The organism is Chryseobacterium culicis (assembly GCF_900108365.1).
GTDB classification, from domain to species: domain Bacteria; phylum Bacteroidota; class Bacteroidia; order Flavobacteriales; family Weeksellaceae; genus Chryseobacterium; species Chryseobacterium culicis.
Genome location: NZ_FNWQ01000001.1, coordinates 977,134 through 1,000,076 on the forward strand (window position 1 = coordinate 977,134; position 22,943 = coordinate 1,000,076).

Annotated in this window: 23 protein-coding genes; 10 read left to right on the forward strand and 13 right to left on the reverse strand. The window is 37.5% G+C overall.

Features of this window, described 5'->3' with window-relative positions; all coding sequences use genetic code 11:
* Positions 1-13 precede the first annotated feature (13 nt).
* The 4 genes from BLW74_RS04385 to mdlD all read right to left on the reverse strand — a co-directional run bounded on the left by BLW74_RS04385 (position 14) and on the right by mdlD (position 4,492).
* A complete protein-coding gene (locus BLW74_RS04385; protein WP_089690213.1) occupies positions 14-1,057 on the reverse strand; it encodes an anhydro-N-acetylmuramic acid kinase in 1,044 nt (347 codons plus the stop codon).
* Positions 1,058-1,068: 11 nt separating this feature from the next.
* Complete coding sequence (lptC, locus tag BLW74_RS04390; protein WP_089690214.1) at positions 1,069-1,659, reverse strand: LPS export ABC transporter periplasmic protein LptC; 591 nt, start codon at positions 1,657-1,659, stop codon at positions 1,069-1,071.
* 1 nt (position 1,660) lies between these two features.
* Positions 1,661-2,977 (reverse strand): BamG family beta-barrel-assembly machinery protein, encoded by a 1,317-nt coding sequence (locus tag BLW74_RS04395; protein ID WP_089690215.1) that lies wholly within the window; start codon positions 2,975-2,977, stop codon positions 1,661-1,663.
* 195 nt (positions 2,978-3,172) lie between these two features.
* Positions 3,173-4,492: an NAD(P)-dependent benzaldehyde dehydrogenase MdlD gene (mdlD, locus tag BLW74_RS04400; RefSeq protein ID WP_089690216.1), complete on the reverse strand. Its 1,320-nt coding sequence runs from the start codon at positions 4,490-4,492 to the stop codon at positions 3,173-3,175.
* A 419-nt stretch (positions 4,493-4,911) separates the two neighbouring features.
* Here mdlD and BLW74_RS04405 point away from each other — a divergent pair, with 419 nt between their 5' ends.
* The 6 genes from BLW74_RS04405 to BLW74_RS04430 all read left to right on the forward strand — a co-directional run bounded on the left by BLW74_RS04405 (position 4,912) and on the right by BLW74_RS04430 (position 11,893).
* Positions 4,912-6,030, forward strand: coding sequence for a DNA polymerase III subunit (locus BLW74_RS04405; RefSeq protein ID WP_089690217.1), 1,119 nt, complete (start codon positions 4,912-4,914; stop codon positions 6,028-6,030).
* A 320-nt stretch (positions 6,031-6,350) separates the two neighbouring features.
* Complete coding sequence (locus tag BLW74_RS04410) at positions 6,351-6,977, forward strand: TetR/AcrR family transcriptional regulator (protein WP_228424768.1); 627 nt, start codon at positions 6,351-6,353, stop codon at positions 6,975-6,977.
* A complete protein-coding gene (locus tag BLW74_RS04415; protein ID WP_089690219.1) occupies positions 6,961-8,277 on the forward strand; it encodes a TolC family protein in 1,317 nt (438 codons plus the stop codon). The genes BLW74_RS04410 and BLW74_RS04415 overlap by 17 nt, the downstream gene beginning before the upstream one ends.
* Positions 8,278-8,293: 16 nt before the next feature.
* Positions 8,294-9,397, forward strand: a complete 1,104-nt coding sequence (locus BLW74_RS04420; protein ID WP_089690220.1) for an HlyD family secretion protein — start codon at positions 8,294-8,296, stop codon at positions 9,395-9,397.
* Between the two features lie 141 nt (positions 9,398-9,538).
* Positions 9,539-11,116, forward strand: coding sequence for a DHA2 family efflux MFS transporter permease subunit (locus BLW74_RS04425; RefSeq protein WP_089690221.1), 1,578 nt, complete (start codon positions 9,539-9,541; stop codon positions 11,114-11,116).
* Between the two features lie 180 nt (positions 11,117-11,296).
* Positions 11,297-11,893 carry a hypothetical protein gene (locus BLW74_RS04430; protein WP_089690222.1) on the forward strand — a complete coding sequence of 199 codons (597 nt, stop codon included), beginning with the start codon at positions 11,297-11,299 and terminating at the stop codon, positions 11,891-11,893.
* A gap of 243 nt (positions 11,894-12,136) precedes the next feature.
* Here BLW74_RS04430 and BLW74_RS04435 read toward each other — a convergent pair whose 3' ends face one another.
* From BLW74_RS04435 to BLW74_RS04445, 3 genes are read right to left on the reverse strand one after another with little or no spacing between them, the layout of a single operon-like run.
* Positions 12,137-13,153, reverse strand: coding sequence for a TQO small subunit DoxD (locus BLW74_RS04435; RefSeq protein ID WP_089690223.1), 1,017 nt, complete (start codon positions 13,151-13,153; stop codon positions 12,137-12,139).
* A gap of 56 nt (positions 13,154-13,209) precedes the next feature.
* Complete coding sequence (locus BLW74_RS04440; protein WP_089690224.1) at positions 13,210-13,587, reverse strand: hypothetical protein; 378 nt, start codon at positions 13,585-13,587, stop codon at positions 13,210-13,212.
* A 17-nt stretch (positions 13,588-13,604) separates the two neighbouring features.
* On the reverse strand, positions 13,605-14,519 hold the full coding sequence (locus BLW74_RS04445) for an alpha/beta hydrolase (protein WP_089690225.1): 915 nt from the start codon (positions 14,517-14,519) through the stop codon (positions 13,605-13,607).
* Between the two features lie 175 nt (positions 14,520-14,694).
* Between BLW74_RS04445 and BLW74_RS04450 the strand changes: the two genes are divergently transcribed.
* Positions 14,695-15,255, forward strand: coding sequence for a DNA-3-methyladenine glycosylase I (locus BLW74_RS04450; RefSeq protein ID WP_089690226.1), 561 nt, complete (start codon positions 14,695-14,697; stop codon positions 15,253-15,255).
* A gap of 68 nt (positions 15,256-15,323) precedes the next feature.
* Here BLW74_RS04450 and BLW74_RS04455 read toward each other — a convergent pair whose 3' ends face one another.
* Both BLW74_RS04455 and BLW74_RS04460 read right to left on the reverse strand, forming a co-directional pair.
* Positions 15,324-15,830, reverse strand: coding sequence for a hypothetical protein (locus BLW74_RS04455; protein ID WP_089690227.1), 507 nt, complete (start codon positions 15,828-15,830; stop codon positions 15,324-15,326).
* A 76-nt stretch (positions 15,831-15,906) separates the two neighbouring features.
* The gene (locus BLW74_RS04460) at positions 15,907-16,278 is read right to left on the reverse strand and encodes a winged helix-turn-helix transcriptional regulator (RefSeq protein WP_089690228.1); all 372 of its coding nucleotides are present in this window, start codon (positions 16,276-16,278) and stop codon (positions 15,907-15,909) included.
* A 91-nt stretch (positions 16,279-16,369) separates the two neighbouring features.
* Here BLW74_RS04460 and BLW74_RS04465 point away from each other — a divergent pair, with 91 nt between their 5' ends.
* Positions 16,370-16,900: an NAD(P)H-dependent oxidoreductase gene (locus BLW74_RS04465; protein WP_089690229.1), complete on the forward strand. Its 531-nt coding sequence runs from the start codon at positions 16,370-16,372 to the stop codon at positions 16,898-16,900.
* Between the two features lie 43 nt (positions 16,901-16,943).
* On the opposite strand, the gene BLW74_RS04470 is transcribed toward BLW74_RS04465, so the two are convergent.
* The 4 genes from BLW74_RS04470 to BLW74_RS04485 all read right to left on the reverse strand — a co-directional run bounded on the left by BLW74_RS04470 (position 16,944) and on the right by BLW74_RS04485 (position 20,562).
* Positions 16,944-17,405, reverse strand: a complete 462-nt coding sequence (locus BLW74_RS04470) for a hypothetical protein (protein ID WP_089690230.1) — start codon at positions 17,403-17,405, stop codon at positions 16,944-16,946.
* Between the two features lie 17 nt (positions 17,406-17,422).
* Complete coding sequence (locus tag BLW74_RS04475; RefSeq protein WP_089690231.1) at positions 17,423-17,923, reverse strand: DUF2199 domain-containing protein; 501 nt, start codon at positions 17,921-17,923, stop codon at positions 17,423-17,425.
* Between the two features lie 44 nt (positions 17,924-17,967).
* Entirely contained in the window at positions 17,968-19,554 is a 1,587-nt protein-coding gene (locus BLW74_RS04480) for a patatin-like phospholipase family protein (RefSeq protein ID WP_089690232.1), read from the reverse strand.
* 108 nt (positions 19,555-19,662) lie between these two features.
* The gene (locus BLW74_RS04485; protein WP_089690233.1) at positions 19,663-20,562 is read right to left on the reverse strand and encodes a magnesium transporter CorA family protein; all 900 of its coding nucleotides are present in this window, start codon (positions 20,560-20,562) and stop codon (positions 19,663-19,665) included.
* A gap of 73 nt (positions 20,563-20,635) precedes the next feature.
* On the opposite strand from BLW74_RS04485, the gene BLW74_RS04490 reads away from it, so the two are divergent.
* Positions 20,636-21,658, forward strand: coding sequence for a 3-oxoacyl-ACP synthase III family protein (locus BLW74_RS04490; protein ID WP_089690234.1), 1,023 nt, complete (start codon positions 20,636-20,638; stop codon positions 21,656-21,658).
* A 462-nt stretch (positions 21,659-22,120) separates the two neighbouring features.
* A complete protein-coding gene (locus BLW74_RS04495) occupies positions 22,121-22,795 on the forward strand; it encodes a hypothetical protein (RefSeq protein ID WP_139265693.1) in 675 nt (224 codons plus the stop codon).
* Positions 22,796-22,943 lie beyond the last annotated feature (148 nt).

Genomic DNA, 22,943 nt, shown 5'->3' on the forward strand with positions numbered 1-22,943 from the left:
ATGTTCTTGTGTTTTAGGCTATCGTTCCTGAGGAATGATCACTTGTGCTTCCTGTTGCGGAAGAAAGAACATTTATCTCATTATTCATTCTCAGAACCCCCATAAAAGCGAAGATCAGAGCTTCCTTATAATTAATGATCTCCGTTTGAGGAATAATGACCGCAGCGGTTGTTTTTGATCTTATTTTTTCAATTAAAAACAGGTTGTAGGCGCCGCCGCCTGTAATAAGGATATCTTTTACAGGATATTCATTGATGACATCGGCAATCTTCTGGGCAGCATGTTCTGTAAAAGTTGCCAGAGCATCTATGGGATCTGTATTTTCAAGAGCCGGAAAGATGTGTTCATTACACCATTCTATTCCCAAGGATTTTGGATGGGGCTGCTGATAATAGCCCAATGCATTAAGTTTGTTCAGTAAAGCTGTATTGATTTCTCCTTTTTTAGCAAGTTCTCCGTTTTCATCAAAGGTTTTATCAAGCTTTTGAGCCAGATAATTCAATACGATGTTCACCGGAGCGATATCGAATGCAATTCTTTTCCCGCCATATTGTAAGGAAATATTAGAAAACCCGCCAAGATTCAGGCAGGCGCTGTATTCAGAAAAAAGAAGCTCATCGCCTATGGGAACCAGCGGAGCTCCGTTTCCGTTCATCAATACATCCTGGCTTCTGAAATCATAAATAACAGGTATTCCGGCTTCCAGCTTAATTGCTCTGCCGTCACCAATCTGTAGGGTAAAATTTTTCTTTGGCTGATGAAATACGGTGTGGCCGTGGGATGCAATCAGATGAATATTTTCAAGCTGATGCTGATTTATAAATGCCCTGACCTGCCGGCCCAGATAAAAACCATAATCAGAGTGCAGAGCCAGTAGATCTTCAGCAGAAAGGTGAATGGAGTCTCTGAGCTTTTTTTCCCATTCTTCGGAATAGGGAAGGGTATCAGCTTTCAGGATTTGAAAGGTCCAATGATCATGCTTTTCAAATTCAGCAAGACAGATATCCAAACCGTCCAGACTTGTCCCGGACATCAGTCCAATAGCCAGCGCTTTCATTATTCCTGAAATTATTTTTTATTCTCGGAAATTCTCTTCGAACTGAAATCTCCTGAGTTGTTATAAAAGGTATATTCTGAAAAATCGTCTTTTGCCGTCATTCCGTTAGCGCCTACCAAAGTAGAGCCGTCTTCCATGGTGACGTATACTGTATCTTTAGTATAGATTCTGTTCTTTTTCTGGTCCCAGTAAATGCTCTGCATCGCAAACCTCTGGCCTTCATTGGTTTTTATTCTTACATCGCCTTTGGCTTCATAGAATTTTTTGTATTCAAAAATGCGGGCATATTTTGCGGTAATTCTGCCGGGAACCTTAGGCTTTTTTTTATCAAAAAACTCAATATCAATTCCTTTTCTGGCCACTACATAAGGGCTGTCTATGAGCTCATATTTTTCAATGATGGGTGCTTTGGCTTTTAAAGTAACAAAGCCGGAGTCACGCTGTATAATATTGGCGTTGTTGATGATCTGTGAAGGGAAATTTTTGCTTTGGCTACCATTTCTTTTGGTAAGGTCTTCTTCACAGGATGTCAATATAAAAAATATAGCACAACTAAAAAGGCATGCTATATTTTTATATGATATTTTTTCTGAAAAATTCATTCTAGTTATAAAGAGTCTTTCTGAACCACTTATCAGCAAAATTAAAGCCGATTTTCAGGTTAACAAAATTCTGGTTGATCAGGTTATTTTGAAGGGTTCCTCTTTTTCCAACTTCCAGCCCGATTTCAAGACCACTCATTCTGGTGATACTGCTGTTTTTGAACGGAAGCATTACTCCGGCAGAAATACCGAACTTATTGATGCTTGTTCCTTCCAGTTTTAGGTTTCCTCTTTCGTAGAAGGCTCCATATCTGTAGATTACTCTTGAAAAGTAGTTTCTGAAGTTGTTATAATTAGGAAGGTACCATCCGCCGGCAGAAATTCTGTAGGTATCCTGGAAATCAAAAGTTTTACCAAAGTAAGAGATATCCTCTCCTTTTTTATAGTCTACCTGTCCGGAAAGGAACCAATGGTTTTCACTTCCATATCCAACCCCTACGGATGCCTGAAAAGGTAGAAGGTTTTTAGATTTTATCTGCTGCTGATCTATGATGGTTTCAGACCCGTCCACTTTAGTGGTTTCCTGCGCATCAGAATATCTGTAGGTACTGTTCATGTACTCGGTAGTCATATTACTGGTATTACCGAAAGTAGCCGTAGCACCTATTGTAAATTTCTTGTCAGTACGGGTATTTAAAGTCTGGTAGCTTGTACCCAGGGTAAAGTTAAAATTTCTGACTCTGTTTTTAGTCTCATAACCATTCACATATTCACCAGCATACGTGCCTGTGGCAGCGTTATAAGCACGGAATTCATTAAGGTCGCTAAGATCTCCAAAATAAAGGTTAGCTCTTGCCCCCACGGAGAGTTCCTGATTAATTTTATAAGAAACTGCTACCTGTGCGGTATTCAAAGTTCCGCTTCCTTTAAAATTGTTTCTGTAAAGAGGAGTCTTATTATCTTCCGCAAGCTGTTCCGTTACAATATCGTAGCTTTTGGAACTGTACGGCTGATATGAGATTCCCATTTTTACTTTAGAAGATAACGGAAAAGCTAATGAAATACTGGAAAGATACGTAGAATGCTTTGTAGATTTCATATCGTTATAGTTCGATTTGAAATAATTGTTTTCATTGGTAGCTTCCAGCCTGATACTTGTAAGTTCAAAATTGGCGTTATTTGCCGGGTTGGCAAAATTGAAACTACTGGTAAAATCACTAATAAAAGCAGTGGATATACCTCCCATAGAAGTAGTCTCGATCGTATTATCATATTTCACATCCCCAATTCCATAAGTTGCATAAGGAGAGTTGCTTAGACTCTGTGCATTAAGAAAATATCCAACTGATATGAATGATACTACAAAGATTTTTTTCATTCTTTATTTTTAAAACAATGCGCAAATATCTTAAATATTAATGAATTGTAAAAATTATATGTGGTTAAAGTTTGTTAAGGGCTTTTCTTTACAAGGAAAATGCAATTTTTCTGCAATAAAATATCAATTCTGTTGTATAAATAAGACTGTCCTATAATGAACAGTCTTGTTGTATATAAAATACTTTTTTTGTTATTATTTTACCTGAAGTACGGAACGGCTGTGGCTGAAACATTCAAAGCTGAATTTACCATGATATTTACCCATTCCTGAAGTTCCTACACCTCCAAAAGGTAAATAATGAGATCCTACGTGAATAATAGTACTGTTAATTTCAGCATCGCCGCTTGTGGTATGGTCCAAAACATACTCTGTAAACTTTTGGTCTTCCGAAAATACATATAATGCCAAAGGTTTTGGACGGCTGTTGATTTCGTTCAAAGCTTCTTCAATATCAGCGTAGGTCATGATAGGAAGAATAGGTCCGAAGATCTCCTGCTGCATCACCTGATCATCCCAGGTAATATGATCCATTACCGTAGCTTCAAAGTGGCGCGTTTCAAAGTCATACTTTCCGCCGTAGATTACTTTTTGCGGGGCTGCTTCCAGATAACCTGCAAGATGTCTGATCTGATTCTGGCTTACAATTTTACCTATTTTCCCCAGAGAATTTCCTTCGTAGGTACTGTCCAGATTAGCCTTGAATTTTTCAATAAATGCCTCTTTCACAGACTCATGGATGTAAATATAGTCAGGAGCCACGCAGGTCTGTCCGCAGTTAATCCATTTTCCATACGATATCCTAGCCACCGCTTTATCCAGATCAGCATCTTTGTGAACAATAGTTGGAGATTTTCCTCCAAGTTCAAGAGTCACCGGGATTAATTGTTCTGCAGCAGCTTTCATGACAATTTTCCCAACATTCGGGCTTCCGGTGAAGAAAATATAGTCAAAAGGCAGGCTTAATAGCAGGGTATTTTCTTCAATGGCTCCCTGAATAACGGATACATAAGATTCATCAAAAGATTCTTTTACAATATCTTCAAGAACCTGTGCTACATGAGGTGTGTTTTCGGAAGGTTTTATAATCGCTGTATTGCCGGAGATCAAAGCCCCGATAAGCGGACTGAAGGTCAGCTGAACAGGATAATTGAAAGGTCCTATAATATAAGTAACTCCGTAAGGCTGATACGTTACTTTGCTTTCAACTTCAGCGCCTGACGGATGGGGTTTTGAAGGTACAGGTGTTGGTTTTGCCCATTCATCAATATTTTCCAGCATATCATCAAGTTCGCTGATCACAATCTGAATTTCTACATATTCCGCTTCTTTTCTGCTTTTTCCCAAATCTGTAGCTAAAGCCTCGCAAAGAGCATCCGTATGCTTTAAAAATACTTCGCGGAATTTTCTTAGCTGTTCTTTTCGGAATTCAACATCTTTGGTCTGATTGGTTTTGAAAAAGGCTTTCTGCTGTTGAAATATGCCTTCTATTCTTTGTTCCAGGTTTTTATCCATCGGTTTATGATTTTATTATTTGAAATTGGTGTGAAACGGTAATGAATTTACGAAAAATTTCACCGGATAAATTTATTGTATAAAATTAAATTTTGTGCAATTTAAATTTAGATTTTATTCTAATTCTATTATTGATGTTTCCTATACTATAACTGGTATGGATTTGTTTTTAAACTTTATTTTTAACCATTAAGATTGTATGAAGGGCTTTAAGAATATTAAGATAAGCTTGGCTTTAAGCTTAAAAGTCAGAACGATTTATCTTACCTACACTTCATTTATTAACTCCTTCTTAATGGTTCATTCTATATTCTATTGATATAAGTTTAAACCGCATTCAAAATGTAAGATCTATATTTTTATCCATTTTAAGCCGACTTAATTTTATGAATTGAAATAAGATTTTTTATCTTTGAAACATGAATTGGGAGAACATCGCCGGACAGACAAATCTGAAAAAACTTCTTAGAGAAAGCATCGCCGAAAACAGAGTGAGCCATGCCCAGCTTTTTGTAGGAAAAGAGGGATACGGAACCCTGCCTGTTGTCCTGGCCTACGCAAAAGAGATTCTTAGCCGGGAAAACGAACACGCTTCAGCCAAAGTAGAACATCTTAATCACCTGGATCTGCATTTCAGCTTTCCTGTTTTTACAGATAATAAAAATTCACTGAGCAAAAATAAGTTTGATGAGTTCAGAGAAATGATTCTGGCTTTCCCATACGCAAGTTATGATGACTGGACCGCTGTTTTAGAGTCAGAAAATAAGCAGTTATTTATTTCTGCTGATGAGATTGACGACCAGAACCAGAAGTTTTCTTTGAAAAGTTATGAAGGCGGGACCAAAATTCTGATAGTCTGGAGAGCTGATAAAATGAATATTGCAGCTTCAAACAAATTTTTGAAATTTTTGGAAGAACCGCCGGCAAAAACAGTCATTCTTTTAACGGCAGAAAGTACCAATGATATTCTTCCTACCATTCTTTCCAGAGCACAGATTGTAGAGATTCCGAGAATCAGTGATGAAGATATTGAAAGCCACCTCAAGAAGAATTTTTCTGTTTCGGAAGAGAAAGTAAAAGAACTAGTCCACGAAGCGCAGGGAGATCTTAACCAAGCGATAAAACTGTTGAATTCCGGAGACAAAAGCAATGAATTTGAAAAGCTTTTTGTACAGTGGGTGAGGGATGCTTTTATGGTGAAAAAGAAACCGGAATATCTCAGAAGTATTATTGTCTGGGCAAGGGAAATTGCAGGCTGGAACAGGGAAAAGCAGAAAAACTTCCTGAACTACTGTTCTGAAATTTTCAGGCTTGCATTGCTTCAGAATTATCAGTCCGAAAATCTGGTCTATAAAAAAATAGATGCCAACGGATTCAACTGGGCTGGATTTTCCAAATTTATCAGCGGAGCCAATATTGAAAGTATTTTGGAGGAAATCAATACCGCAGATCTGCACCTTACCCGAAACGGGAATCCAAAAATTGTTTGGACCGATCTCGGAATAAAGCTATCAAGGTATATTCACAAAAGCACGTAAAATAAAATTCCGGTTACAGCCGGAATTTTCATTTTGAGGTTATCATATTGGGGTCACATTTGCTCTTTTTTTATGTATGCGTTAATCCCAATAGGGTATAAAACTAACATTTTGTTATAGAAGTTTTTCCGAAATATTACATGAATATGAACTTTTCTTGAAGTATATTTCATCAAAAAACGCCTTTCCTGCGCTTTTAGCATCTATTATAGAAAACGTCTTTTCTTTACGATAAATTAAATCTATATTAAAAAATCAATCAATCGTTTGATTTGAATCAAAACTTGTGTACATTTGCGCCCTGAAAAATGAACACTAACATGATTTCAAAAGAAGAAAATATATTATTTGCAGCCGAGAAGCTTTTTGCCGAAAAGGGGTTTGAAGGAACTTCCACACGGGAAATAGCAAAGGAAGCTAATGTAAATATCTCTATGATCTCATATTACTTTGGCTCTAAAGAAAAACTTTATGAGAAATTAGTGGAATACAGAATGAATGAAGGTCAGTTTTTCTCAAAAGACCTTTTGGGAAGAACCGATATCAACGAATGGCAGAAGATTGAAAAAGTAATTGATCAGTTTTCTAACAAGATTCGGACTCAAAAATGCTTTTACAGGATTATGCAGAGAGAGCAGCTGCATACTCAGAATCCTCAGATTGTAGCATTTTTGAAGCAGATTAAAATGGGATTTCTTTCCATGTACTCCCAAATATTGGAAAGCGGTCTTAAGAATGGAATTTTTACCAAAAACCCACCCATTTATCTGCTTCATTCCACAGTAAGCGGAACTTTATTCTATGCTTTCAATGCGAAAGAAATGTATAAAGAATTCCTGAAGGAAACGGAAGATGAAGAGGCCTTTGATGAAAGATACTATACAGAACTTAATAAACACATTAAATATTTACTAAAAGACCTTTTAGGTTATGAAGAGAATAAATAACTCAGTGATTGCATTATCACTATTCGTAGGAATAGCAAATGCAAATGCTCAGGAGAAAAAAACACTTTCTCTTGACGAAGCTGTGCAGCTGGGAATCCAGAACAGCAAGAATCTCAAGATCGATGCAGCCAAGATCGAAGAGGCTACAGCTGATCTTTTGGAAGCGAAGAACAGACAGTTACCGGAGCTTAAAGTATCTGGAAGCTATATGTACCTTCCTATAAAACCGAATATTGATATCAAACTTCCGGGTCTTTCAGGCGGGGCAGGAGGTCCGGAAGTGCACCAGGTTCTTTATGGTTCAGCTAATCTTAGTGTTCCCATCTACAGTGGCGGAAGAATCAAGTATGGCATTCAATCTGCAAAATATCTGGTTGAAGCCTCCAAGTTAAGCACTGAAAACGATAAAATTGCAATTGCCTACAATGTCGCTCAGGCTTATAATAACTTATTCAAAGCGAATCAGTCTATCAAAGTTTTTGAAGAAAATCTTGCTGCATCTCAAAAAAGAGATGAGACGTTTCTTAAGATGGAAAACAATGGTCTGATCGCAAGAAATGACAGATTAAAAGCTAATCTTCAGACTTCAAATATTGAACTTCAGCTGTTGGAAGCTAAGAACAACTACAATATTGCCAATATCAATATGGATCTTTTGTTAGGCCTTCCTGAAACTACAGAACTGGAAGTGGATGAAAACTATATTGAAGAAGGATCAGACGTGAAGCCCGTTGATTTTTATGTTAATGAAGCCAGAGAAAACCGGAAGGACTTACAGGCTTTGGCTCAACAGAGAAAAGCGGCAGAACTGGGATCAAAAGCGGCAAAAGCAGAAAACCTTCCTTCCATAGCATTTACGGGAGGATATGTAGCCGCAGATATTCCTAAGTTTCTTACCGTATACAATGCCATCAACGTAGGTATCGGGGTTTCTTATAATCTGTCAAACCTTTGGAAGGAAAATTCTTCATTGAGACAATCGCAGGCGAGAGAGAAACAGCTTGCTGCTACCGATGAATTATTGAATGACAATATTAAGCTTGACGTTAACAGAGAATACCAGAACACAGACTATTCAAAAAAGAGAATTGCTGTTTTCGAAAAATCTGCCGAGCAGGCTAATGAAAATTACAGAATTACAAAAAATAAGTACGACAACGGTCTTGCAACTATGACAGAACTATTGGATGCAGATGCAGCACAGATCGCAGCTAACGTTGGCGTGATCAATGCTAAGGCAGATGCAGCACTGGCATACAGAAAATTATTACAGACAACAGGAACTTTAACAATTAAATAATCAGATCGAAACCAAAATGGAAAATAATAATACACAGGCAGCTGAACCTAAAAAGAAAAAAAGTTTAGTTTTCCCTATCATTTTAGCGGCAGTAGTAATCGGAGGAGGTATCTACGGTTACAGAGCCTTTACTTACGGACAGTACCATGAAGAGACTGACGATGCCCAGATTGCTTCCAATATGGCACCGGTAATTTCTAAAGTATCAGGCTATGTAGCTCAGGTAAAAGTAAAAGACAACCAGTTTGTAAAAAAAGGAGATACCCTGGTGATTTTGGATAACAGAGATCAGAAAATGGCTCTTGAACAGGCTCAGGCGGCATTATCTACAGCCAGAAGCAATATTTCAAATGCAGAAGCTACTACAACTGCTACTTCAAAAAATATCGGTTCTTCGGAAGCAGCGGTAGTTACGGCTAATGCTCAGATAGAAGCAGCAAAAGTAAATGTATGGAAAACTTCTCAGGATTTGAAAAGATATGCGAATCTTGTAAAAGACCATTCTATTACAGAACAGCAGTATGAGCAGGCTTTGGCTGCGAAACAATCAGCAGACAGACAACTGCAGGTTTTAGTAGATCAGAGAAATCAAATTGCTCAGCAGACTCATATTGCCTCTTCCCAAACGGCTGCAAGCTCACAACAAATCAGTGTGGCAGGATCCGTAGCTAAACAAAGAGAAGTAGATGTAGAAAATGCAAAACTGAACTTGTCATACACCGTAATTCTTGCACCTGAAGACGGCTACGTAGGAAAAGTACCTACACAGGCCGGTCAGTACCTGCAGGCTGGCGCACAGTTGTTTGCTCTGGTTAAAAACGACCAGAAATGGGTAGTTGCTAACTTTAAGGAAACACAGGTAGATAAAATGGTAGAAGGCCAGAAAGTGAAAATTGAGATTGATGCTTTTCCTGATCAGGAATTTGAAGGAGTGGTAAGCTCATTCTCTCCGGCTACAGGAGCTACTTTCTCTATCCTTCCTCCGGATAATGCGAGTGGTAACTTCGTAAAAGTAGTTCAGAGACTTCCTGTAAAAATTGATTTTGTAAATCTTGACAAAAATATTGCAAAAAGACTGAGAACAGGAATGAACGTGAAAGCAGAGGTTGCTTTGAAATAACATGTAAAACTGTTAAAAATCAATGAACATGGTTTTGTCGTAATGAATCTGTTTTTCGGTCATTAAAATAGACCGCTTTACAGTTAAAGATTCCCTTGAGAAGCAAAATTAACCATTGATTTTTTACATCAAAAATAACTTATGCAAGATTCATTAGTAGAATATGGAGCGCGAAGAGTGATCATTACGATTACTGCTATCCTTTGTGCCCTTCTTGAAATTGTAGACTCCACGATTGTCAATGTTGCCTTGAATGAAATGAAGGGAAATCTTGGAGCTACACTTTCAGAAGTAGGGTGGGTGATTACAGCGTACGCCATCGGGAACGTTATTATTGTTCCGATGACGAGCTGGCTTTCACAGCAGTTTGGACGTAGAAATTACTTTGCGGCATCCATCATTATATTCACCGTATTTTCATTTTTATGTGGAAATGCCACCAATATCTGGGAGCTCGTGTTCTTCAGATTGATGCAGGGAATCGGGGGAGGAGCCTTATTGGTAACTTCACAGACGATTATTACGGAATCTTATCCGATTGAAAAAAGAAGTATGGCTCAGGCTATTTATGGTCTGGGAGTAATTATCGGGCCTACACTAGGCCCGCCTCTTGGAGGATATATCGTAGATAACTTCAGCTGGCCGTACATTTTCTATATTAATATTCCGATTGGGATTGCAGCCACTTTGATGACCCTGCAGTTTGTAAGAAGTCCGAAATATGCTGAAAAACGTAAAGCTTCAGATGTTGACTGGGTCGGGATCGGTCTACTGGCCGTGACGGTAGGTTCATTACAGTTCATTCTGGAAAGAGGACATGAAGAAGACTGGTTTGAAAGCGGAATGATTGTAGCCTTTACAATAGCTGCTGTTTTAGGATTCATCTTATTCCTCTGGAGGGAACTTACCTTTAAATACCCGATTGTTGAGCTAAGAGTACTTAAAAACAGCAACCTTAGAATCGGAACAATGATGTCGTTCGTACTCGGATTCGGGCTTTATGGTTCCACATTTATTGTTCCTCTTTACACCCAGAGTATTTTAGGATGGACGGCACTTCAGTCTGGAGCACTGATGATTCCTGCAGCATTAACAACAGCTTTCATGATGCCAATTATCGGAAGACTGCTGGCAAAAGGGGCAAAGCAGCAGATTTTGGTTTCTTTAGGACTATTCATCTTCTTTGTCTACAGTTTCTGGGGATACAAAATTCTGACACCGGATACCAGCAAAGATGCCTTTTTCTGGATGCTGATTGTAAGGGGAGCAGGTTTGGGATTATTGTTTATTCCCATCACATCCTTATCATTAAGTACATTAAAAGGCCAGGAAATTGGTCAGGGAGCAGCCTTCACAGGAATGATGAGACAGCTGGGAGGATCTTTCGGGATTGCAGCCATTACCACTTTTATTGCCAATGCGGGTCAGAAATACAGGAATAACCTTATTTCTCATCTGGACGAGAACAGTTTTGATGTTCAGCAAAGGCTTGCTGCTCTTAAAGCCAGTTTCGTAGCGAAAGGAATGACACCTGACGCCGCAATGAATGCCGCTTATAAGATGCTTGATCTGTCCGTAACCAAACAGGCAACGGTATTATCCTATATGGATGTATTTCTTTACCTTGGAATCGTATTCCTGATATGTATTCCGTTTATCTTACTCGTAAAAGAAAGAAAGAGCAAAGAAAAAATAGATTTGAGTGAAGCCATGCACTAATACATTTTAATGATAAAAAAACCTCCGAAATTTCCGGAGGTTTTTTTTATGCTGCTCTGTTGAAAAGCAATAATGTACAATAGGTAAACTTCAATGAAAAATAATATCACCTGTTGGAGAGTTTATTTATTTTTTTCTAGCTTTGTTTTACAACGTTACAACACTAATAACTTATTAAATATGAATCAGATCCAACTGCCTGACACTTACGCGGCATTATCAGACTTCAGAAAAAATGATGTCTATCTTCCTGAAATGAACCAGGCGCAGATTATTGCAGATTTCTTTCCCGGAACTTTTACAGAGCTTACCCAGCGCCTTTCGGATATTACAGGAGCTTTCTACGGAGGTATGCTTAAACAGATCGGAAAACTATACGGAGCAGATGCTATTGAAGAGGTTTCCCGCACATTTATGTATGATTTGGGCTCAAGAATGGCATTAAAGAATCTGGAAGCAAAACCTCATTTGCAGCCCGGAATTCCAGCGGTTGCAAAAATATTGATAGGAGCTGTTTTTACATCCAGTCCGGAATACAGCTTTGAATTCAAAGCATTAAATGATCATCAGTGCGAATTGCTCATTAAAGGAACAGACCGTTACCACAAAATCACCAATAGCCTGCAGATTGCCGGCCTGCTGAAATGGCCGGTCATAAAACCTTTTATACAAGGCGTTTGCGATACTATGGGACTGGATGTTTTACTTAATATAAAAGTACTGAGGCTTGATCCGGATAGTTCCTGCAGCTATCACGTGGCTATCTCAGAAAAATAGTAATAAATGATAGTAAAAGCGGACTTTAGTCCGCTTTTTTGTTTAAATGATTGCCTGTGCATACAGCATCCCGCAGATTCTGCAGATCTTAATCTTGTCAAAAAAATTATAATCAGAGCGAAAAGAAATCAATTGGGAATGGGCTTTAGCCTATTCACAAAAGAACATAGCCAAAGCGTAAAATATTAAAATAATAAGCTCCAGCTCTCCAACCTTCGGACACCGAATTCTTCAATTCCGAAATTACTGTTGAATCTGCTTTATCCACTCAATACCACTTACATCAATCAGTTTCAGAAAATGAATTTCGTTTTTCATTACAATATCATTAATATTCAGGGTTATATCCGCTTTGGCTCCCAATGGAATTATCAAGCTGTGTTTCCCCGGTTTTACTTTGGCGACATAGTGATTTTTTATCATTTCTTCAGACATCCCAGCCAGTTCTTTATGATCCAGCTCTTTTAAAATCTTTCCGTCTTTATCCAGAATATGAATGCCTATCAGGAAGGAACCGTACACATCAGCACCTTCTGTTCTGAACACTTGAAATTTCAGATCCGAATTGTTACGGGACATGTTGGCAATTTCAAGTTTTGGTTTTACCGATTTATTATGAAGCGGTCCCCATACACCACCATGGAAATATTGATTGGTAAAAATCGTTAAAGCAAACAGAATAAGTGAACCTGTCAATACAAAGATCTTGGGATTGGGATAAGGAAAATTTCCGGAACCCATCCATTGAAACCATTTTTTTCGGGTGAAATTTTTATTGCTTTTCATAAAATAATGATCCAGAGAATACGTGCCGCTTCCTGTAAGAAAAAGCACAAATCCGCCTGTAATTCCCAACACACCTATCTGCCATTCATCAAGGCAGGTTGTTCCCAGCCAGCCGGAACCCAATAAAATTCCAAGAGCCAGGCTGAAAACTCCAATACTCATTACTCTTGTAAAGAGTCCGAGAATAATGAAAAGACCAACAATCGCTTCGATGATAGTGAAGACCATCATAGATCTTTGTAGTGCGTCAGGATGAGTCACCAGATATTCAATAACGGGTTTTATTCCGAGAGCATTGGGTAAAAAATGATTGAATTTCTCCCCGATGTATCCCTGTTCGTCGGGAATAAGTTTGTTTTCCAGCACAAGCCGGCGCCAGAAGGCTGAAAAGTAAGTCCATCCGATGACCATGCGGAAGGATAAAGTATAGAGTCCGGCCAGTTCCGAAGACTGGCTTTTTATGGTAGTTTTCATTGAAAGTTAATATTGTATTGTAAAAAACTGATTTTTATAACCTGACTTAAAAAAGGTTAAACAAGGTTAAGCTTCAGTCTTTTAAACAGAATATATTTTGGAGGGCTGCTGCCTGTAGAATGCCCTGAATAATCATTGAAAACAATTTTTTTTTCAAAAGAATTTTTCGTGACTGAATAAAATCCCGGAAAATAATTTTTCTCTAGTTTCTGAACTTTATTTTTTGAAGCCGAAATTTCTGAAGAGACAGAAGCTGTATCACAGCTTGTTGTGAGTGATGAGGTCGTTTTTACCTTATTCAGACCGCTGATATATTGAATATCAAAAATATCAAGCACATTTCTTTTTACAGGACATGGAGATAAAGAAAACAACAGAATAAGCATCGTAATGATGGCTTTAAATGTTTTCGTATGGACTCCTGCAATGGGCATAATTACAAATCTACACTTTATTTCAATGAAAGCTTAATGAATTGTAAAAAATCGTCCTGCTGATCAACAAATAAATAATGAGAACAGTTGTAAATAAGCCTGAAGTTTTTCTTCCCGACAATATTTTTGAGATCAGCCATCTGTTTTTCTGAAAATATTCCGTCATTCTTACCATACACTGCAAAAATGGAAATTCCTTTTTTTCGGATGTCTTTTAAGACAGAAGTATTATCCAAATTATTCTGTAGCTCATTCTGATAAAATTTAAGAGGAGAATCAGGGTTTCTTATATTATTTTTGTAAAATTCACCTGCTTTGTATTCTGTTCTTAGCTTTTCACTTTCGGGAGTGGGATGGGGCATATCAAAAAATCCAAGTTTTCCTGCCATATCATAGCATCTTTTTCTATAAGCTGCAGAATTATTATCCAGACTTTCTATTTCTGAAATCTCTTTGAGGTTGACGGGATCATTTTTAAAATGTTCTTTGGCTTGTTTCAAAATATGGTCGTAGGTTTCCTGTTGGGTAAATAAAGCTCCCGCAAGCGTAAGAGTTTTTACCTTCTCAGGAAATTGAGCTGTAAAAAGTGTTCCAATAATTCCGCCAAAGCTATGGGCAAGAATATTTGCTTGTTTGATGTTGTAAGTTGTGTAAATACTTTTTAAATCCTCAAAACTTTCTTTGAATGTCATGGTGGCATTTCCATCTTTTGAACGTCCTTCACCACGCCTGTCATAGACAATCACATAAAATCCTTTATCGGCAAGCTTCTGAGCGGTAGTTCCTTCAAATAGGGTAGCGTTTCCACCTGGCCCGCCATGAATAAAAATAACAGGAGGATTTTTCGGATTTCCATAGGCTTTAGAATACAAATGCTGTGCTTTAAGGAATATTGAACCTATAATGAAGAGAAGAGAAAACATAAATTTCATGATCCAGTTTTTGAATTCTCTAAACTACCAAATATTCTCTGATCGGAAAAAGGTAAAATGAAGGGAATTATGATTACATTTAAAAATTAAAAATCACTACTGACGGACAGTTGTCACAGCTCAGGTTTATCTTTATACCTTGAAATTTTTAACTAAAAAAAGAAGATATATTATAATGAGTTATTGTTTAGCAATAGAAGGAATGCAGCCCGAAAGCAGAAAAGAACTGCACAAAAATTATCATGACAATTATTATGGATTTCCCATTCATGACGATAATGAATTGTTTGGAAGACTGATTCTTGAAATCAATCAGGCGGGATTAAGCTGGGAAACGGTTCTGAAAAAGGAAGAAAGTTTCAGAAAAGCCTATCATGATTTTAATATTCAGAAAATAGCGGCATATACGGAGGAAGACCGAGAAAGACTGTTGAGCGATCCCGGAATTATCAGGAATAAATTGAAGGTCAATGCAGCAATTGAAAATGCCAGAACAGTTATAACATTACAGAAAGAATTCGGATCATTTGAAAAATGGCTGGGGCACCATCACCCAATGACTTTGCAGGAATGGATGAAGCTGTTTAAGAAGACATTCAAATTTACCGGAGGAGAAATTGTCAACGAATTTCTTATGAGTACAGGATATCTTGAAGGTGCCCATCAGGAAACCTGTCCGATTCATTCAAAGGTGTTGGCTCAGAAACCTTTGTGGAAGGAAAAAACAGCTGAGTAATATATAGGGATTTCTACGGAATGACGAGTAGATGCTATATTCTGTATTCATTCCGTAGCAATTTTTATTTACTTCATGCTTCTAACCGATACATCCGGCTTTTCACCTTGTGGAACAATAAAAATAGCATTATCACTGATGGTATCTCCGGGATCAAAATAATAGCTTCCCGTTACAGGAATAGTGCTGGTAATGAATTTTCCGGATTTGTCATAGGAAGAATAGGTCACATTAATCATTTGTGCCTTCATTTTTAATTCTATCTTTTTAGAAGTGAGCCTGGCTCCGGTTGCGTTTATACAGTCCAGCTCTACCAGACCTGTATTCGTTACAATCTGAGGAAAAGCAGACAGTCTGATATTGTAAGCTTTATCTGTAGTATTTTTTACAGACGCAGAAACTTTATAGCGGTCATAGGACTTTCCGCCCGAGTCTACAGTTTCTTTATTGAGGATCGTAAAGGTAACAGCCATACCGTTTAGATCTACAGTCTGACCATCAGAAATTTTTTGTGCTTGTATCGTAATTCCTGAAAATACAGTGATGGGGAACAATAATAAAGTCAGATTTTTCATAATATTGATTTATGTATCTAGATATAAATATTTTACATAAATAATACAATGTAGAATTTTTTTAACAAAAATCTGGTTATTTGCTAAGGCTATTCATAATCTCCTTATGTTCATTTCCCCATTTTTCAAACTCAAGAATAATGGGTTTCAGTTTGTAACCGATTTCTGTAAGTTCATATTCTACCCTTGGCGGAACCTCTGCATATACGGTCCTGGTAATGATTTTATCATCTTCCAGCCTGCGGAGCTGAAGGGTAAGCATACGCTCGGTAATATTCTGAAGCTTCTTTCTAAGTTCCCCGAATCTCATTTTCCCGTTAATCAGGTAACAGCATATCGCCAATGCCCATTGACCTCCGATAATGTTGGAGGCATAGATTTCCGGACATTCATCTGCAAGCGCTTTTTTATTGGCAAAATTGGTGGAGGTTTCCTTTATTTTAGTCATTACTTACATTTTTTATAGTACCATACAATAAGTTGCTAATGTACGAAATGTAAGTTACGTATTGTAATTTTGTAGTAGAAATTTAAACATAATGAAGACCTTAGTAATTGTAACACACCCGGATATTGAGAAATCTGTGATTAATAAAAAGTGGATTGAAGAATTAAAAAAATATCCGGAAAAATATAAAGTTCATCAACTGTACGAAGCCTATCCGGATGGAAAAATTAATGTAGCTCAGGAGCAGAAGCTGATGGAGTCTTATGATAAAATTGTATTTCAGTTTCCTTTTTACTGGTTCAGCAGCCCGCCGCTTTTGAAACAATGGCTGGATGAGGTGGTTTTATATGGTTGGGCATATGGAAGCAACAGCGGTTTCAAGCTGGCAGGAAAAAAAATGTCTTTGGCGGTAACCGCAGGAATAGATGAAGATGGATACAGCAATTCCGGGGAATATAAATACACGATGAAAGAGCTTTTCAGGCCTTATGAACTGACTTTTGATTATATAAAAGCCGATTACAAAGAACCTTTCGTCTATTATGGAATTGAAAGAGATTCTTCTGATGAATGGATCAACAGAAGTGTTCCAATGTATCTGGAGTTTTTGGATAATTTATAATCTTATGCGAGGTAAGTTGAACTTATATTTTTATGAGTTCAACTTACTTTTGAATGTATTCAAATGGTTCTACATTCCAGTCCTGCAGATATTTTTTTATCGTATTACTGTCAATATTAAAGGGGACATCCTGGTATTTCCAGCCGTTTTTAGGAATTTTTAAATCTATAAGATAGTTTTCGATAGAGTAGATGTCAAGAACTTTCGCATTTTTAGGTTTTATAGAATCGAAAATGATTAGGAATTTATCTCCCCTTTTGTAAGAACAATTTGTTGTTTTAAAAAATATTTTATTACCAACCTGATATTTGTAATCTGTTCCTACACCATTATTGTTCTTTTGGTGCCAATCAGTAACAGCCTCTCCAATTGTATATTTAGGATTTTTGAGAATATCATTGATTCCTAAATTGGCACTAATTACCCCAAATATAATCAGCCCTAAAGTGAGTATCAGAATAATGATATGAAATTTTTCTGAGATCAATTTTTTAATTTTCAACATGTGAGTCTTCTTTTGATCTATTCTCTATTTAAGACCCTGTTGATTCTTTTCTCTGCCTCCTCCTTAGTAATTCCTTTATAAAAATCATCAACAAACGGATGATCATAACTTTCATGAGGATAAACAAAAGGTCTTCCGACGGAATTATTTACTACCACGGTCGTAGGAATACTTTCCTCAAATTCATAATCCGGAAAATAGGTGGATAGCCATCCGAAATATTCTGCTTCGAACTCTTTATTATCATAATTTTCAACATATTCATTGAAGTTTTTTTCACTTAGAGAAACCCAGATTCCGTATTCCAGATCCCTGCAGTCATCGGTGACCTCTTGTACAAGCACGCTACGGATGAATCTATGGGTATCTTCAGAATCTTCAACGACACATAAATCTGAAGTAAGTTCAGTATTCTTTAATTCTTCTTCTGATAGACAGTAATAAAAATAAGGAGCATTATAGGCGATTGCTGGCCAATCTTCCTTTTCTTCTCCACAGCATTTGCAGATAAATTTCATACTATTATTTTATGGGCGATGTAATTAATAAAAGAGATACTTTTTTACCCCACCGTAGGCGTATCCTCCTCTTTCAGTATCTTTTTCTCCTTCATGGTTAGCATCATTCTTTCGTATTTGTACTTTTCCCAGTCAAAGGTGTTAAGGAAATCAAGTGCAGCCTGAAAACCTCTGTTGAAAAGTTCTTCTTTTTCTTCCTTTTTCATAAAGAAGTTCAGCCAGCTGCTGGTACCGCAGTTTACAGCCTGTATACTGTACAGTTTATAGAAAGTATGTTTGGTCAGAAATGTCTTGTCATTAAACCCTTTTAAAGTACTGATGATATTTCCGGCATAGCTGAACGGACTTTTAAGGATTTCCTGACTCGTTTTCCCTTTTTCCGAAAGAATCGAAGAATCACTCGTCAGCTGTACCCCGAAAAGAGGCATTCTCGGATAGAAAACTTCATCCGCATGAAACAAATCAATCGGAAAATTGGAAATACTGCCGCCGTCAATGAAAACTCCTGCAGGATTAATATCTTCCGGCTTCGTGTTCATCCAGTATCTCCAGGCATATTGCACGGACTCATCATCCTTATTGATCTGTTTCCGGAAAGGTTCAAAGAAAAAAGGGACTGCCATAGAGGCCCTTACAAATTCGGCAGGGCTAATGTGCTTCAGTTCTTCCTCAGACCAGTAAAGATTAGCCATTGTAGGAAGTTCTACTTTTATTTTTGCATTGATATCGGTGGTAATGACCACGTATTCGGATTTTAAAAGATAAAAAGGATTATTTTTATAATAATCATTATTGACTGCGCTTTCATAAAAAATTCTGTACCGGGTTGGGTCAATATGTACCAGATTTTTGATTTTAATCTTTTCAATGCTTTGCAGCGCCATCCTGTAATATTCCTGCCCGTTTCCATAACGGTAATTAAGCTTGAGGTCCTTTTCCTTTTGAATGAATTTTTCGTTGAGATTGGCGACTGTTTTTATGCCAAACTGCTCCAGGGCATTTTGCATGGTATTCTGAAAGACATTTCCGGGATTTAAGCCGCTGTTTTCTTTTCTGAAGTTATTATACAGCTTTTGAATACAGAAAAACAGAATGACAGCCGGAATCAGAGGAATCAAAAACATGAGCTTGGCATTCAGGATGGTTGTGGAAGGAGCCGCAAAAGGAATACTGATCAGAATAATAAAAAGAATGGCAGCAATAATAGCATTGATTTTAAAGAAATCTTTATTATTAAGCATCGCATGGAGTGTCGTTTTCACATAGGTTTTACCATCCATGAAATCTGCAAAATCCCAGCTGAAAAGAATATCTTTGATAAGTCCGCTTTTAGCTTCTTCTTTAGTCTTGCAGGCAGCAATAAGCATGGTATTGATAGCACCGGCACTTGTTCCCGCTACTTTCAGAAAACGGATTCCAAAAATTTCCAAACCGTAAAGATAACCCACCAATGCACTTCCCCAGACACCACCTCCTTCCTGTACAAATTCTATGTACTGATTCCCGTTCGGATCCAAAAGATCAGAAAATTCTTTGGCAGAAATATTCTCGTGTAAGGCAAGCAGTTTATCCTTAGATGCCTGTGAAAGAGAAGGATCTTCCAGAATTGTGTTAAGGTTATCAGTAGTCATGGTATTTTGTTTGATGGTGTATTGTCATTGTGAACCGCGGTGAAGCAATCTAATACTCTAATTTAATCAGTCGATTTATATTTCTGCGACTTTGCGTTCGGGAAAAAATTACCACTGTCTTCGCCTCACATAAATAAATGTACTGATCACCACAGTAGCCATGGCTCCCAATGTTATAAAATATCCATATTTATGATGAAGCTCCGGCATATTATCGAAATTCATTCCGTAAACTCCGGCAATAAAAGTGATCGGTAAGAAATAAACCGAATAAATTGCCAAAACCTTCATAACCTGGTTGGCCTTTTGATCCGAAAGCGCCAGGAACATCGAAATAAGGTTGGTGATCTGGATATTTAAATGATCAAAATCGGCAACAACATCTTTATGCTTGTCCTTCAAATCTACAATTTCAGAGTCCTGAAGATTGAGTAATTTAAATTTATCTATTGCATCTGTAGAAATCACCAGCACCCGTGAATTCAGTCCTGATTTCCTTTTTAGCTTATAAAGACGTCGGATCTGGCTCGTATGATTGGTGTTTTTAAGGAAAATCTCGTTTTCAATATTGTCCATCGTTTCAAACAGGCTTAATGATTCATCATCAAAACTTTTCATGATCAATATGGCAAGTTTCAGCATAATCTGCTGTGGAGTAACATCATCCTGAATAGAAGAGATCTGTTTCTTAGTCTCGGAAATACTTTTTGTTTTCATCCTGTGGATGGTGATAATGGTATTCTCTACCAGAAAAATTCCGATCTTGGTACTGATATCACTGATGGTATTGAGATTTTTTCTTTCCAGCTCCGTGCTTTCCCGAAGGAGAAAGAACTTTACATTTCCGTCTTCTTCATATTTGGGAAGGTGATTAGGGTCCATCGTATCTTCCAGAAGAAGATTGTTGATTTCATATCTTTCATGAAGAAATTTCAGGTCTTCTGCAGTAGGAGCCTCTACATCTACCCATTCGCACTGGGAGGTTCTGTAAATTGTATCAATTGGCATAAAGTAAAAATACTAATATTTTGAAAAACTATGTGTTAAATAAGTTTTATCTTTGCCAAAATTAAAAAACTATATGATTAAAAGTACAATAAAAGGTGTGGGATTTTATGTTCCAGATAACGTTGTTACAAATGATGATTTAGCAAAACTGATGACGACCAATGATGAGTGGATTACGGAAAGAACAGGTATCAAGGAAAGAAGACATAGAAAAAACAGATATGATTCTCAGGAAACCAGTGCTTATTTAGGTTTTAAAGCTTCCGAAAAAGCCATTCAGAATGCTGGTCTTACATCAAAAGATATCGACTATATTATTTTCGCCACCTTGTCACCGGATTATTACTTTCCCGGATGCGGGGTATTGCTTCAGGATATGCTGGGGTGCGATACCATTGGGGCGTTAGACGTAAGAAACCAATGTTCAGGGTTTGTATATGCTATGAGTGTGGCCAATGCATTTATCAAAGCAGGAACCTATAAAAATATTCTTGTAGTGGGAGCTGAAGTTCATTCTTTCGGACTGGATTTTTCTGATGAAGGTAGAGGAGTTTCTGTTATTTTCGGTGACGGGGCAGGAGCAGTAGTGCTTTCTGCATCGGAGGATGAAAACGCCGGAGATATTTTAGCCATGAATATGCATTCTGAAGGAAAATATGCTGACGACCTTTGTACTCAGTTCCCGGGTTCAAAATTCGGGTGGAGCGACAGAATGAGAAAAGATCCCGAAAATGTTACCAATAAGGAAGTATATCCGATTATGAATGGAAACTTCGTGTTCAAGCATGCGGTAACAAGATTTCCGGAAACGATGATGGAAGCCCTGAATAAAGCAGGAAAAAAAGTGGAAGATCTTGATATGTTCATTCCTCATCAGGCGAATCTGAGAATTGCTCAGTTTGTACAGGAGAAGTTCGGATTGCCGGACGACAAAGTATTTAATAATATCCAGAAATACGGAAACACTACAGCGGCTTCTATTCCAATTGCTTTAAGTGAAGCAATTGAGCAGGGAAAAATCAAGAGGGGAGATCTTGTGCTTCTTTCGGCTTTCGGAAGCGGGTTTACATGGGGAAGTGTGCTTTTTGAGTATTAATAAGTAAAAAGCTGATGGCTGATTGAAACTGAATATGGCCCATTTTTCACGTCACCACAACTGAAGACGCGAAAATTCTCTGCTGTAGAGGAGTGTCAAAAATTCTTGGAGTTTTGGGCGGATTGGCTTAAACATATAATTAAAGACCGCAGAACTGAAATTCTGCGGTCTTTATTTTTTCGGGTATCTGCAGATGTTATCTCACTTGCGATCCGAATATTACAAATGTAATAAAGTATAATATTTTAAAAAAAACACTGTTTTTTAATTTTTTTAAGAATATTTTCATTAAAAGCAATATTATTTAAATAATAATTTTATTCAATAATAAGTGATTAAAATACAGTTTTTTATAGAAGTTTTTGCTTTTTCAACAATAAAATGTTGCTTTTTTTCTCAAATACTGCGAATTGTATTTTTTTTAATATACCTTTGACTCGTTAATTATAACAAACACACACAATGAAAAAACATTTATTACTAGGGATACTTATGTCTCCTCTGGTTTATCACGCGCAAGTGGGTATTTCAACCACTACCCCTCAAAAAACTTTACATGTCAACGGATCTTTGCAGGTAACCAGCGAAGTCAGCGTCGGTGGTACGGGAAACACTGCGGGAAATGCAGGAACTTCAGGTCAGGTTCTTACATCCGGCGGACCCGGTGCTGCACCTACCTGGACCACCGTAAAAGGAACAATTTTTTCGGCAGAATATGCGCAGGGGACATCTCCTCTCGTGATTCCTCAGGGAACATCTGCTGATGTACCGGGCGTAACGGTAACGGTAACCGTACCGGCAGGAGTTACACGAACTTATATGTTTTCTATTTTAGGATATGCTCTTAATCCTTCTATAAAAGAAACTCAGGGAGCTTTCCAGCTGTTTCAGGATGGAGTAAAAATAAGTTCTGCCTATACATCCATGGTAAGCGGATCAACGCTGAACAGTCTTCCGTCACCGGTAACTTTTCTGAAATCCGTAACACTTACGGCTGGAACCTATACTTTTAAAGTAAGATATGCTGCATGGTTCGGAGATCAGACTGTAAACTATGTTCCTACCAACTACGGAGGATATAATAATGACCCTGAAGCAATGCTTACAAAGATGCAGGTTTTAATCTATAATAATTAAACACTTCCATTAGACTTACAGGATGAAGCCACAGTATTTCTGTGGCTTTTTATTTGTAAAAAACTTATATTATTTTACAGTGTCTTTCTTGATATTGATTTGAAATTTCTAGCCCATTTCATTTTTTTTCTGATCATGCTCTATCGCA